The 13,299-nt window shown below is 72.5% G+C and carries 13 protein-coding genes; 8 read left to right on the forward strand and 5 right to left on the reverse strand.

Going from position 1 to position 13,299, the window contains the following annotated elements; genetic code table 11:
* Complete coding sequence (locus K7G59_RS28310; protein WP_225839095.1) at positions 1–696, reverse strand: TVP38/TMEM64 family protein; 696 nt, start codon at positions 694–696, stop codon at positions 1–3.
* Positions 697–1,014: 318 nt separating this feature from the next.
* Between K7G59_RS28310 and tuf the strand changes: the two genes are divergently transcribed.
* Together tuf and K7G59_RS28320 are read left to right on the forward strand one after the other, a co-directional pair.
* The gene (gene tuf / locus K7G59_RS28315) at positions 1,015–2,205 is read left to right on the forward strand and encodes an elongation factor Tu (protein WP_225839097.1); all 1,191 of its coding nucleotides are present in this window, start codon (positions 1,015–1,017) and stop codon (positions 2,203–2,205) included.
* A 31-nt stretch (positions 2,206–2,236) separates the two neighbouring features.
* On the forward strand, positions 2,237–3,082 hold the full coding sequence (locus tag K7G59_RS28320; protein WP_225839098.1) for a spermidine synthase: 846 nt from the start codon (positions 2,237–2,239) through the stop codon (positions 3,080–3,082).
* Positions 3,083–3,269: 187 nt separating this feature from the next.
* Here K7G59_RS28320 and K7G59_RS28325 read toward each other — a convergent pair whose 3' ends face one another.
* On the reverse strand, positions 3,270–4,268 hold the full coding sequence (locus tag K7G59_RS28325) for a hypothetical protein (protein WP_225839099.1): 999 nt from the start codon (positions 4,266–4,268) through the stop codon (positions 3,270–3,272).
* A gap of 142 nt (positions 4,269–4,410) precedes the next feature.
* Between K7G59_RS28325 and K7G59_RS28330 the strand changes: the two genes are divergently transcribed.
* From K7G59_RS28330 to K7G59_RS28340, 3 genes are all read left to right on the forward strand, one after another.
* The gene (locus K7G59_RS28330) at positions 4,411–4,854 is read left to right on the forward strand and encodes a DUF4442 domain-containing protein (RefSeq protein ID WP_225839213.1); all 444 of its coding nucleotides are present in this window, start codon (positions 4,411–4,413) and stop codon (positions 4,852–4,854) included.
* 235 nt (positions 4,855–5,089) lie between these two features.
* Entirely contained in the window at positions 5,090–7,582 is a 2,493-nt protein-coding gene (locus tag K7G59_RS28335; RefSeq protein WP_225839100.1) for a beta-glucosidase, read from the forward strand.
* Between the two features lie 221 nt (positions 7,583–7,803).
* Positions 7,804–8,448, forward strand: coding sequence for a DedA family protein (locus K7G59_RS28340; RefSeq protein ID WP_225839101.1), 645 nt, complete (start codon positions 7,804–7,806; stop codon positions 8,446–8,448).
* 12 nt (positions 8,449–8,460) lie between these two features.
* Here the strand turns inward: K7G59_RS28340 and K7G59_RS28345 are convergent, their stop codons facing one another.
* Positions 8,461–8,988 carry a gamma carbonic anhydrase family protein gene (locus K7G59_RS28345; RefSeq protein WP_225839102.1) on the reverse strand — a complete coding sequence of 176 codons (528 nt, stop codon included), beginning with the start codon at positions 8,986–8,988 and terminating at the stop codon, positions 8,461–8,463.
* A 118-nt stretch (positions 8,989–9,106) separates the two neighbouring features.
* Between K7G59_RS28345 and K7G59_RS28350 the strand changes: the two genes are divergently transcribed.
* A complete protein-coding gene (locus K7G59_RS28350; protein WP_225839104.1) occupies positions 9,107–9,871 on the forward strand; it encodes an acyltransferase in 765 nt (254 codons plus the stop codon).
* Position 9,872: 1 nt separating this feature from the next.
* Here K7G59_RS28350 and K7G59_RS28355 read toward each other — a convergent pair whose 3' ends face one another.
* Positions 9,873–10,730, reverse strand: coding sequence for a DMT family transporter (locus K7G59_RS28355; protein WP_225839106.1), 858 nt, complete (start codon positions 10,728–10,730; stop codon positions 9,873–9,875).
* 106 nt (positions 10,731–10,836) lie between these two features.
* Here K7G59_RS28355 and K7G59_RS28360 point away from each other — a divergent pair, with 106 nt between their 5' ends.
* Together K7G59_RS28360 and K7G59_RS28365 are read left to right on the forward strand one after the other, a co-directional pair.
* Positions 10,837–11,409: a helix-turn-helix domain-containing protein gene (locus K7G59_RS28360; protein ID WP_225839108.1), complete on the forward strand. Its 573-nt coding sequence runs from the start codon at positions 10,837–10,839 to the stop codon at positions 11,407–11,409.
* A gap of 46 nt (positions 11,410–11,455) precedes the next feature.
* Positions 11,456–12,013, forward strand: coding sequence for a YbaK/EbsC family protein (locus K7G59_RS28365; RefSeq protein ID WP_225839111.1), 558 nt, complete (start codon positions 11,456–11,458; stop codon positions 12,011–12,013).
* A gap of 2 nt (positions 12,014–12,015) precedes the next feature.
* Here K7G59_RS28365 and K7G59_RS28370 read toward each other — a convergent pair whose 3' ends face one another.
* Positions 12,016–13,248, reverse strand: coding sequence for a cation diffusion facilitator family transporter (locus K7G59_RS28370; protein ID WP_374114294.1), 1,233 nt, complete (start codon positions 13,246–13,248; stop codon positions 12,016–12,018).
* Positions 13,249–13,299 lie beyond the last annotated feature (51 nt).

The following is a 13,299-nucleotide window of genomic DNA, read 5'->3' on the forward strand; positions in this document are numbered from 1 at the left end:
TCACCGACCGCGCAGCTGATGGCGCTTGCGCCAGGCCACCACGCCACCCGCGAGCGCCGGCACGGCGACGGCGGCCAGCGCCGCCATGAAGGCGGGGGACGTCGGCGCCGAGGCGCGGGCGCCGGCGACCGCGTAGGCGGCGGTGTTCGGGATCGAACCCAGGCCGGTCGCCAGCAGGAACGGCAGCCAGCCCATACGGGAGACGGCCGCGCAGTAGTTCGCCACGCAGAAGGGCACACCCGGGAAGAGGCGGGCCGCCAGCATCGACCGGAAGCCGTGCCGGCTGAGCTGGCTGTCGACCGCCTTCAGCCAGCGTCCGCGCAGCAAGGGGCGCAACGCGTCCTGCCCGAGCAACCGGCCCAGACCGAAGGCCACCCCGGCGCCGAGCACCGTGCCCGCCAGCGCGCTGGTGAGCCCCAGCCGGGAACCGAACAGTGCGCCCGCCGCCAGGTTCAGCAGGGGGCGCGGCACGAACGCCACCGCGCACAGCCCGTACGCCACCGCGAACACCAGCACCGCCGCGGCACCGCCGAGCCGCGGCGGCCAGCCCTGCGTGAGCAGCCGCTGTGGCTCGAACAGCAGCACGCACACCGCGGCTGCCGCGAGCAGTGCCACCAGCAGCGACAGGCGCGCGTACGGCGACAGGAGCGCCCTGCGCAAGGCCGGGGCGGTGCCGGAGCGGTTGGCATCGAGCATCCGGTGACATTAACCGACGAACGCGTGTGATCGCCGTACGGCCCTGCCCGTCCGCCGAACTCCCCCCGAGGGAAAACCATTCGACGCCGGGCAGACGGTCGACGATGATCCTCGGTATGTTCCGGTACGCCTTCCACCTCGCAGCATCCGCCGTCGCGGATGCCCCGAAGGCTGCCGTCCTGATCCTCGTGGCCGCTGTCGACGGCGCCCGAAGCTGACCCTCTCCGGATCGTCCGGCGGACCCCGCAGGGGGAGGGTCGGCCAGTTCCCCGGGGTCCCGCATTCCCGTAGCACCGCCAGAGACTTCGAGGTACAGCCATGTCCAAAACGGCATACGTACGCACCAAGCCGCACCTGAACATCGGCACCATGGGCCACGTCGACCACGGCAAGACGACCCTGACCGCCGCCATCACCAAGGTCCTGGCCGAGCGCGGCACCGACAGCACCACCCGGTACGTTTCGTTCGACCGTATCGACCGGGCCCCGGAGGAGGCGGCCCGCGGCATCACCATCAACATCGCGCACGTCGAGTACGAGACCGACACCCGGCACTACGCCCACGTCGACATGCCGGGCCACGCCGACTACGTCAAGAACATGGTCACCGGCGCCGCGCAGCTCGACGGGGCGATCCTCGTCGTCTCCGCACTCGACGGGATCATGCCGCAGACCGCGGAGCACGTGCTGCTCGCCCGGCAGGTGGGCGTCGACCACATCGTCGTCGCCCTCAACAAGGCCGACGCCGTCGACGACGGCGAGGACGCTGTGCTGGCCGACCTGGTCGAGCTGGAGATCCGCGAGTTGCTCACCGCCCAGGGGTATCCGGGGGACGCCGTACCCGTCGTACGAGTCTCCGGGCTGAGGGCCCTGGAGGGCGACCCGCGCTGGACGGCGTCGATCGAGGCGCTGCTCGACGCGGTCGACACCTATGTGCCCGTGCCCGAGCGCTACCTCGACGCGCCCTTCCTGCTGCCCGTGGAGAACGTGCTCACCATCACCGGCCGCGGCACGGTCGTCACGGGAGCCGTCGAGCGCGGGACCCTGCGGGTGGGTGACCGGGTCGAGGTGCTCGGGGCCGGCGCCGAGACCGTCGTCACCGGCCTGGAGACCTTCGGCAAGCCCATGGCGCAGGCACAGGCCGGGGACAACGTGGCCGTGCTGCTGCGCGGGGTGCCACGGGACGCGGTGCGGCGGGGGCACGTGGTGGCCGCACCGGGGAGTGTGGTGCCGAGTCGCCGGTTCACGGCGCGGGTGTACGTGCTGTCCGCCCGCGAGGGTGGCCGTACGACGCCCCTCGCCACGGGGTACCGGCCGCAGTTCTACATCCGTACGGCGGATGTGGTGGGGAACGTCGACCTGGGGGAGGCGGGGGCCGCCCGGCCCGGGGACACGGTCGAGATGACCGTCGAGCTGGGGCGGGACGTTCCGCTGGAGCCGGGTCTCGGCTTCGCCATCCGTGAGGGCGGCAGGACCGTGGGCGCGGGCACGGTCGTCTTCGTGGGCTAAAGCGCCTGCCGGATCCCCGCACAATGGAGAGGTGAACGAAGCCATACCCGTCACCCGGGCCGTCGACCACGGCACCGCCAAGCTGATGCCGGACGTCGACCGGGAGCGGGCCTGGCTGCTCACGGTCGACGGCGCCCCGCAGTCGTACGTCGACCTCGACGACCCCGCGTATCTGGAGTTCGAGTACGCGCGGCGGCTCGGGTACGTGCTGGACACCGTGGCCGAGCCCGGGCTGCCGCTGGACGTGCTGCATCTCGGTGGAGGCGCGCTGACGCTCCCGCGGTACGTGGCCGCCACCCGGCCCGGCTCCCGGCAGGACGTGGTGGAGGCCGACCGTGGGCTGCTGGAACTGGTCGCCGAGTACCTGCCGCTGCCCGCGGGCTCGGGCGTCACGCTGCACCACGCCGACGCCCGGGCCTGGCTGGAAGCTGCCGCGGACGACTCCGCGGACGTGCTGATCGCCGACGTCTTCGGTGGCTCCCGCGTCCCGGCGCACCTCACCTCCCTCGCCTACGCGCGGGAGGCCGAGCGCGTCCTGCGGCCCGGCGGGGTCTATCTGGCGAACCTCGCCGACGGGGCGCCGTTCGGCTTCCTGCGTTCCCAACTGGCCACGTTCGCCGCAGCGTTCGAGGAGCTGGCACTGATCGCCGAACCGGGGGTGCTGCGCGGGCGCAGGTTCGGCAACGGCGTGCTCGTCGCCGCCCACCGGCCCCTCGACACGACGGCCCTGGCCCGCCGCACCGCGGCCGACGCCTTCCCGGCCCGCGTCGAACACGGCACGGCGCTGAGGGACTTCATCGGCACGGCACGTCCCGTGCAGGACGCCGACGCCGTACCCTCACCCGAGCCCCCCGACGGGGCTTTCGGCATCGGCTGACACCGCCTGCCCGGTACCGGCCCCCTGCCGCGTTGCGTTGTTTCGGCAGCCGCACTCCCGCCCCCTGACAGGGGCTCCGCAACAGAGAGACCACTCAGGGCACGTGAGCACGGCTGTCGCTCATGTGTCTGGCCTCGTCGGCCTTCCGGCCCGCCGGGGCGGGGCGGGCCGGCGTGTGTCTGGGGGCTCAGTCGCTCGTCGGGGTTCCGTGCAGCCGGACGGTGCGGAGGATCTTCAGGACGGTCGCGTCGGCAACCTCGCCGTGCACGCCCTTCGCACCGAAGAAGTTGAACGACACGTAGTCGTCATTGGAGTTCTTGAAGCCGAACGTGAGCGCCTTGCCGTCGCTCGCGCACTTGCCCTTGGCGGGCGTGTCCGTCGAGTGCGCCCAGCCGTAGCTGCCCTGGATCCCCGAGGCGGTCGTGAACGGCGTGCCCTTCTGGTCGAAGGTGATGCTCTTCTTGTCGGGCATGGTGTAGCCGCCGAAGACCCACCAGGCCGGCGTGTTGACCGCTATCTCGTCGGTGTTCTTCGCACCGCTCGCGCCCTTGGACCCCACGACGGCCAGCGGAGTGTCCTCGGTACGGCCGTCTTTGTCGTCGTCGGACGTGCACCACTTGGACTGGTACTCGGCGAGGCCCGACATGGTGATGCCCTTGTCCTTCTCCTTGGGGAAGTCGAAGGAGTAGGCCGCGCCCGGGGACTCGACCTCCCACTCGGCGGGCACGTCGAAGGCGATGCCCCACTTGGGGTTCACCACGACCTTCCAGCCCGGAATCGTCGGCTTCTCCGCCCCACCGCCGCGCGGGTTGTCCGTGGTGGACGGCGTCGCCGTCGGAGCCGCCGTCGGGGACTGGCCCGGCTTGCCCTTGCCGTTGCTCGCCTCGTCGTCCTTCGAGCCGCTCAGGACCAGATATCCGGTCACGCCCGCGGCGACCACGACGGCCGCCGCCGCGATGACCGCGATCAGCTTCGTCCGTCCGCCGCCGCCCTGCGGGGGTGTGGGCAGCGGCGCGGCAGGGGGCTGCTGCTGACCCCACTGCGGCTGCTGCCCGTACGGGTTCGCCTGCGGATACTGCTGGTAGCCGGGCTGCTGGTACGGATTCGGCTGCTGGTAACCCGGCTGCTGGTACGGGTTGTTCTGCGGGTTCTGCGCGCCCCCGGGCGGCTGATCTCCTGGCCACATGGGGAGTAACCCTAGTCGTGTCGTGGACACGATTCGGTCACCGGATCTTGTCAGGGGCGTACCAGGAGGACGGCGGGGGGCCGTGGACTCTGGCCAGCCCGACCTACTCGCTAGTAACATCGCGGCCATGAGCACAGACCAGATGTCGATCGGCGAGCTGCTCGCCGCCGCGGTTCCGATGGTGCGGACCCTGAACCTGGAGTACCTGGAGACCACTCCGGAGCGGGCTGTCCTGTCGCTGCCGGACCAGAGCGAGTACCGCAACCACGTCGGCGGGCCGCACGCCGGCGCGATGTTCACGCTCGGCGAGTCCGCGAGCGGTGCGATCGTCCTCGCGGCCTTCGGCGACCAGCTCTCGCGCGCCGTGCCGCTGCCGGTCACCGCGCAGATCGCCTTCAAGAAGATCGCCCTGGGCCCGGTCAAGGCCACCGCGACCCTCGGCCGTCCGATCGCCGACATCGTCGCCGAACTCGACGCGGGCAAGCGCCCCGAGTTCCCGGTGACGGTCGTCATCCAGCGCGAGGACGGGGCCGTCACCAGCGAGATGGAAGTGACCTGGACACTGCGGCCCAACGACAAGGACTGACACGCCTGACACGCTGTAGGTGAGGGGCCCGGCCGGGAGGACGGGCCCCTTCGGCTGCCACCGGCCCCCGTCGATCGCCGTCGACGTCCTCGACATCGTTGACACGAGTCATCGCGAGGCCTAGTTTCCGGTCCGCCCCCGTGTTGTCCGACGGGGCGTCATATCCCGGTCGGGAGGCGCGTGGGCGCTCAGCGGTGCACAACCGCGTGCCCGCGCACCGAAGGAGTGACGGCCCATGCCCGCCCCCGTCTCCCGTCGTTCCACCCTGCGCCTGACGGCCGCCGCGATCGCGGCCGCCGCGACCGCCGTCGGCACGGTCCCTGCGGTCCGGCACGCCTTCGCGGCCGGCGGACCCGGGCCAGGCGCCGGTCGCCGCGTCGAGGGCCTGATCGCGAAGCTGACCCTCGATGAGAAGGTCTCTCTCCTGCACGGCGCCGACGATCCGGATGCGCTCGGCCAGGCCGGCTACGTCCCCGGCGTCCCCCGCCTCGGCATTCCGCCGCTGCGGCTCGCCGACGGACCCGCCGGGGTCCGCGTCACCCGGCACGCCACCGCCCTGCCCGCTCCGGTGCTGCTCGCCTCCGCCTTCGATCCGGACCTGGCCCGCCGCTACGGCCGGGTCATCGGCCACGAGGGACGCGCTCTCGGCCAGGACGTGCTCCTGTCCCCGATGGTCAACCTCATCCGCTCCCCGTACGCGGGCCGCAACTTCGAGACCTTCGGCGAGGACCCGCTGCTCGCCGCCGACCTGGTCGCCGCCGAGATCGAGGGCATCCAGGGCCAGGGGCTCATCGCGACCGTCAAGCACTTCGCGCTGAACAACCAGGAGAAGGACCGCACCTCCCTCGACGTCCGGGCCGGCGAACGGACCATGCACGAGCTGGAACTGCGCGGCTTCGAAGCCGCCGTCCGGGCCGGCACCGGCGCCGTGATGGGCGCCTACAACAAGGTCGACGGCACCTACGCCTGCGAGAACCGGACGCTGCTCACCGGCATCCTGCGCGAGCAGTGGGGCTTCACGGGCTGGGTGATGAGCGACTGGTTCGCCGCGCACAGCACCGCCGCCGCGCTCACCGCCGGGCTCGACATGGAGATGCCCGACGACACCTGCTTCGGTACGGCGCTGAAGACAGCCGTACGCGACGGCAGTGTGCCGGAGCGGTACGTCGACCGGGCCGTGCGGCGTGTGCTCACCGTCATGGACCGGTTCGGGCTCCTCGACGGCACCCCGCCCGCCCGCCCCGAGCGCGATGCCGGGGCCGGGGCGGCGGTCGCCCTGGAGGTCGCCAAGGCGGGCGCGACGCTGCTGCGCAACGAACACCGCACCCTGCCCCTCGACGCCGGCCGTATCGCGGTGATCGGACCCACCGGGGCGTTGCCGTTCGTCAGCGGCGCCGGCAGCGCCCATGTCGTCCCCGACGCGGCGACGAGCCCCCTCGACGCGATCCGCGACCGCGCCGCCGACCCCGTTGTGTACGCCCTCGGAGAGGACCTGTACGGCAAGGCGTTCCCGCCCGACGCCCTCGCCCCGCGCCTCGACACCGAGGCCCAGCACGTCGCCGCCGGGCACACCTGGACCTACGAGGGCACGCTCACCGCCCCCGAGGACGACGACTGGACCCTGCTCATCCACTACTCGGGCACCCCCACGCTGCGGCCGAAGGTGCTCCTCGACGGACAGGAACTGTTCCCGCTCGCTCCCGGATACGACGAGTACATCCTCTTCGGCGGTCTGCTCTCCCGCGCCCCCGACGCACTCGCCGTGCGCCGAAGGACCCTCCGCCTCACCAAGGGCCCGCACGCCCTGCACATCAGCGCGCAGGGCGGCGACCGTGGCCAGCTGTTCAGGCTGCGCCGGATCACCGGTGCCACCCGGGCCGCGGACGTGGCCGAGGCCGTCACCGCGGCACGGGCCGCCCGGCACGTCGTCCTGTTCGCCTACGAGGACGCCACCGAGGGCCTGGACCGCGGCACCATCGCCCTGCCCGGACACCAGGAGGCCCTGATCGACGCGGTGATCGCGGCCAACCGGCGCACCACCGTCGTCCTCAACACCTCCTCGGCCACTTCGATGCCCTGGCTGCGGCGCACCGGCGCGGTGCTCCAGATGTACTACCCGGGCCAGGAGGGAGCCGCCGCCACCGCCGCCGTCCTGTTCGGGGACTGCGACCCCGGCGGACGCCTCACCCAGTCCTTCCCGGCCGACGACGACCACCACCCGGTCGCGGGCGACCCGCACCGCTACCCCGGCGTCGACGGCGAGGAGGACTACTCGGAGGGGATCCACCTCGGCTACCGCTGGTACGACGCCAACGGCGTGCGCCCGCTGTTCCCTTTCGGACACGGGCTGTCGTACACCTCCTTCGCCTATGCGGATGTGGCGGCCCGGTGGACGGGCGACGGGCTGGACGTGACCTTCACCGTGCACAACACCGGCCGGCGGGACGGCATCGACGTGCCCCAGGTGTACCTCGGCCCCTCCCCGGACCTCCGACTGGACCAGGCCGTACGGGTGTTGGGCGGCTACCGGCGCATCGCGCTGGCGGCGGGGGAGGGGTGCCGGGTGACCGTCCGGGTGACCCGGCGCTCCCTGTCGTCGTGGGACCCGCACCGGCACGGCTGGGCCCTCGGCACCGGGCCCCGCACGGTGTGGGTGGGCGCGTCCTCGGGTGACCTGCGGCTGCGCACGAGGGTGCGGGTGACGGGTGCGGCGAGCGGTGCGCAGTGACGGGCGCGCCGTCTCCGCCGGCGGAAGGAGCGGAAGGAGCGAGGGCGCGGCGCAGCCCCGAGCGGGCCGGGGTGGAGCAGTTCGCCGGGGCCGGGCCGGCAGGGACAGTGACGCGTGCGTGAAGGCCGCCGTTCGGTGCCGACCAGGTAGCCTTCCCTTGGGGTGCCCTTTACGTGCGGCGCACCCGGAAGTCAGGGCCAGCGACAGGGAGGAACCCGGCGGTGCACGTCCAGGAATGGCTCGACACGGTGCCTCCGGCCGCCGTCTACGCCCTGGTGGCCCTGGTGATCGGCTTGGAGAGCCTGGGCATCCCGCTGCCGGGCGAGATCGTCCTCGTCTCGGCGGCCCTGATGTCCTCACAGCACTCCGGGATCAACCCGGTCGTCCTCGGCCTGTGCGCGACCGCCGGTGCCGTCGTCGGCGACTCCATCGGCTATGCGATAGGCCGCAAGGGCGGACGCCCCATGCTGGCCTGGCTCGGCAAGAAGTTCCCGAAACACTTCAGCGAGGGGCATGTCGCCACCGCCGAGCGCTCCTTCCAGAAGTGGGGCATGTGGGCCGTCTTCTTCGGCCGCTTCGTCGCCCTGCTCCGCATCTTCGCCGGCCCGCTGGCGGGCGTCCTGCAGATGCCGTACTGGAAGTTCCTGACCGCCAACGTCCTCGGCGGCATCTGCTGGGCGGGCGGCACCACGGCCGTCATCTACTACGTGGGCGTGGTCGCCGAGGGCTGGCTGAAGAAGTTCTCGTACCTGGGCCTGGTGGCGGCGGTCGCGATCGGCCTGGCGTCCATGCTGATCGTGAAGCGCAAGGCGAAGAAGGCCCAGCAGGCCCGGCAGGAACCCGAGCCCGTCACCGCCGGCGACTGAACCCTTCGTGCGCTACTCGTGCACCCCGCGGTGCGTCTTGGCCAACTCCGCATAGAGCGTGCCGTTGAGGGTCACCCCCTGCCGCTCCTCCTCCGACAGCTCCCGTCGGACCTTCGCCGGCACTCCCGCGACAAGGGATCCCGGCGGCACCACCATCCCCTGCGGCACCAGAGCCTGCGCGGCGACGAGCGACCCGGCACCGATCACCGCCCCGTTCAGCACGGTGGCCCCCATCCCGATCAGGCAGTCGTCCTCCACGGTCGCCCCGTGCACCACGGCGTTGTGCCCGATGGACACCCGCTCACCGACGCTCACCGGAAACCCGGGGTCGGCGTGGAGCGTGACGTTGTCCTGCACGTTCGCGTCGGCGGCCACGGTGATCCGCTCGACGTCACCCCGCACCACGGCGCCGTACCAGACGCTCGCCCCCGCGTGCACCGTGACGTCCCCGATGACCGAGGCCGTCGGCGCCACGAACGCCTCCGGGTCGACCTGCGGCTCCCTCCCGCCGATGCCCACGATCAGCGCCTTGTGCGTCATCACCGTCACCTCATGTCCGTGTCATGTCCGTAGTACGACGCACGGTACGACAGGACTGGGGCGAAGATCACAGCAGCCCGCCCGTCCGCCGGAGGCGACCGGTGAGTAACGTGAGCGCGTGCCGAAGCGCAAGAACACGTTCTCATCCTGGCGACGCCGCCTCGTGCAGCGCGTCGTGCACACGGGCTGGTCCTGGGTGCAACGCACGGGTTCGGTGACGGCGGAGAACCCCGGCCGCTTCCGTTTCGGCTCGATCGGCGAAGCCACCCGGCTGGCCTTCCCGCTCGGCACGGTCTTCGGCGAGCCCTGGATCCACCTCGGCGCCCACTGCATCATCGGCGAGCAGGTCACACTCACGGCCGGTCTGATGCCGGACCTGGATCTCGGCCCCGACCCGATCCTGCGCATAGGCGACGGGGTCGTCCTCGGCCGCGGCAGCCATGTCATCGCGGACACCACGGTCACGATCGGCAGGGACTGCTACTTCGGGCCGTACGTGTACGTCACCTCCACCAACCACTCCTACGACGATCCGCACCAGCCCATCGGCAGGCAGTGGCCGCGCATGGAGCCTGTGGAGATCGGCCCCGGCTGCTGGATCGGTACCGGCGCGGTGATCCTTCCGGGCGCGAGGATCGGCCGGAACGTGGTCGTGGCCGCCGGTGCGGTGGTGCGGGGCACGGTCCCCGACCACGCCGTGGTGGCGGGGGCGCCGGCCCGGGTCGTACGGCGCTGGACGCCCGGCGACGGCTGGCAGCCGCCGCTGCGCAGCCCCGCGCCGGTGCCGGTCCCGGAGGGGATCACGCCGGAGCAGCTGCGGGCGCTGGCCGACCTGGACGGCAAAGAGGCCGTACCGTCGGCCCGGCTGGAGGCCGAGAGCTGACTCAGCCGGTCGCCAGCAGTACCGTCCCCAGCACGGCAAGGCCCGCGCCCGCCGCCTGGATCGCGCGCAGCCGCTCGCTGAGGAAGCCGCGGGCGGCCAGCGCGGTCACCACCGGGTAGAGCGAGGCGAGGACGGCCGCCACGGTGACCGGGCCGTGCTGGGTGGCGACGGCGTACGTGCCGTTGGCCACGACGTCCGCGAGGCCCACGAAGACGAGCGCGGGCAGCGACACCCACGGGAAGCCGCCCTCGGGGAGGGCGGCGGTGCCCCGCCTGACCGAGGCGTACAGCACGGCGCCGCCGGTGACGATGCTGGTCACACGCTGTACGAACAGGGACAGGAACAGGCCGGTGACGGTGGTCGAGGCCTCCGTGATCAGGGCGAACACCGTGCCGAAACCGAGTGCCGCGACCAGCGTGAGCATGATCGTCCGCCGCTGGACCGGGGCGCCCCTGAGCTGCGGCCCGCCCGCGAGGACGACACCGGTGACGGCGACGGCGATGCCCGCGAACTGCAGCAGCCCCGGACGCTCGCCGAGGAACAGACCCACGCCGACCGGGACGGCCACGCTGAGGGTGGCGAGCGGGGAGATCACGCCCATCGGGCCGAGAGCGAGCGCCTTGTAGAAGGAGAACAGGGCGACCGGCCCCACCAGGCCCGCCGCGAAAGCGAACCAGAGCCGCGGCCCGGCCTCGCTCCAGCCCCCGGTGACCATCACGATCACACCCAGGACGGCCGCCGCGATCGCCTGCGACACGACCACCACCGTGAGCGCGGGCATGCGTCGGGTCAGCAGCCCGCCGCCGAAATCGGCCAGGCCCCACAGGAGACTGGTGGCCAGGGCGAAGAATGCTGTCACGGGCCGCCTCGCAGTACAGTTCGGTGAACGATCAGGTGCACCACACCGTAGTTCAGTTCATTGCACTATGCCATCCACAATATTGCACTCGACCATTGGACTCCCTGTGTCGGACCTCGACCTGCTGACCCAGTCCCTGGCGCGCAACGTCAAACGCTGGCGCACCGAGCGCGGCTTCACCCTGGACGCGCTGGCAGCCCGCGCCGGAGTCAGCCGCGGCATGCTCATCCAGATCGAGCAGGCCCGCACCAACCCCAGCATCGGCACGGTGGTCAAGATCGGCGACGCGCTCGGCATCAGCATCACCACCCTGCTCGACTACGAGCAGGGCCCGAGCGTCCGGATCGTCCCCGCCGAGCAGGCCGTCCGGCTCTGGCACACGGACGCCGGCAGCTACAACCGGCTCCTCGCGGGCGCGGAGGCCCCCGGCCCCCTGGAGATGTGGGACTGGCGCCTGATGCCGGGCGAGCACAGCCCCTCCGACCCGCACCCGCCCGGCACGGTCGAGCTGGTCCACGTCACGGCCGGGGAGCTGACCCTCACCGTCGACGGCGTGGAGTACCGCGTCCCCGCCGGCGCGAGCGCCTCCTTCGAGGCCAACACCCCCCACACCTACGGCAATCACGGCGACGTACCGATGGAGATGGTGATGGCGGTCTCGGTCCCGCCGGTCCGCTGACCGGACGCCGCTGACCGGTTGCCGAGGACCTGTTAGCGTGCGGGCCATGCGTGCACCCATCGGAGACTTCGACACCGCCACGCCCGCTCCGGACTGCCTCGCCGAGCTGACGCACCCGGTCGCCGAGGCCGTACGCGCCTGGCGCGGCAGCGTCCCCGCCGGCCAGGTCCTCTACGTCGAGACCGACCCGCAGTGGGCCGACACCGCCGTCTTCGTGGAGCACTACGGGCGCGACCTGCTGGAGCGGTCTGCGAACTGTGTGGTGGTCGCGGGCAAGCGGGGCGGTGAGACCACGCTCGCCGCATGTGTCGTGCTCTCCACCACCCGGGTCGACGTCAACGGCGTCGTACGCCGCCAACTCGGCGCCCGCAAGGCGTCGTTCGCCTCGATGGAGACGGCGACGGGGGAGACCGGCATGGAGTACGGCGGCATCACCCCCGTCGGACTGCCCGACGGCTGGCCCGTGTTGGTGGACTCGGCCGTCGTCGACCTGCCCTACGTCCTGGTCGGCAGCGGACGCCGGCGCGGCAAGCTGCTCGTGCCGGGCAAGGCACTCGCGCAACTGCCGGGGGCCGTGGTGATCGAAGGGCTCGGGGTGGCCTGACGTCAGGCCGTCGCGTGGTGAGCCAGCGCCAGGTGCGGGTCCGTCTCGCCCGGGACCGGCGCCGGGTCGGCGTGCACCAGCGCCGCCGTCAGCCTCGGTACCGCGTGCAGCAGGGCGTGTTCGGCCTCGACGGCGATCGCGTGCGCCTGCCGTACCGTCGCCTCGCCGTCCACCACCACCGCGAGTTCGGCCCGCAGCCGGTGCCCGATCCACCGCAGGCGCAGCTCACCGACCCCGCGCACGCCCGGCACCGCCCGCACCGCCTGCTCGGCCCGGTCCACCAGTGCCGGGTCGACGGCGTCCAGCACCCGACGGAAGACCTCCCGGGCCGCGTCCCGCAGCACCAGCGCGATCGCGGCCGTGATCGCCAACCCCACGATCGGGTCGGCCAGTTGCCAGCCCAGGGCTGAGCCGCCCGCGCCCAGCAGCACGGCCAGCGAGGTGAACCCGTCGGTGCGCGCGTGCAGGCCGTCGGCGACGAGCGCGGCCGAGCCGATCTGCCGGCCCACGCGGATCCGGTACCGGGCCACCCACTCGTTGCCCGCGAAGCCCACCAGCGCGGCCACCGCCACCGCGGGCAGATGCCCGACCGGTCGCGGGTCGAGCAGCCGTCCGACGGCCGCCCACGCCGCGAAGGCCGCGGACGCGGCGATGGTCAGCACGATCGCCAGCCCCGCCAGATCCTCCGCCCGCCCGAAGCCGTAGGTGAAGCGCCGGGTCGCCGCGCGGCGGCCCAGTACGAAGGCGATGCCCAGCGGTACGGCGGTCAGCGCGTCGGCCGCGTTGTGCACGGTGTCCCCGAGCAGCGCCACCGACCCGGACAGGGCCACCACCACCGCCTGCGCCACCGCGGTCGCCCCGAGCACGGCCAGCGACACCCACAGGGCCCGCATCCCGCGCGCCGAGGACTCCAGGGCGGAGTCGAGCTTGTCGGCGCTCTCGTGGGAGTGCGGGGTGAGCAGATGGGCGAGGCGGTGACGCAGGGCGGAGGCGCGGTCGGCCGGCCCGTGCGGGTGCTCGTGGGCGTGGGGGCGCTCGTGCTCGTGCCCGTCGTGGTGCCCGCGCCCCTGCGCGTCGTGGTGCCCGAGTCCATGCCCGTCGCGGTGCCCGTGTGCGTCCCCTTCCTGGCGGCCGTGACCGTGCGCTTCGTGCCCGTGCGCGTGTCCGTGGTGCTGCCCGTGCCCGTCGTGGTGCTCCTGCTCGGGTCCGTGGTGGTGCGGATGCCGGTCGCTCACGTGCGTCCCCTTTCGGCGTGCGGTGTGGACGCGTGGCGCCCACACCGCCAT

It is taken from the genome of Streptomyces sp. NK08204 (assembly GCF_020400585.1).
Lineage (GTDB): Bacteria > Actinomycetota > Actinomycetes > Streptomycetales > Streptomycetaceae > Streptomyces.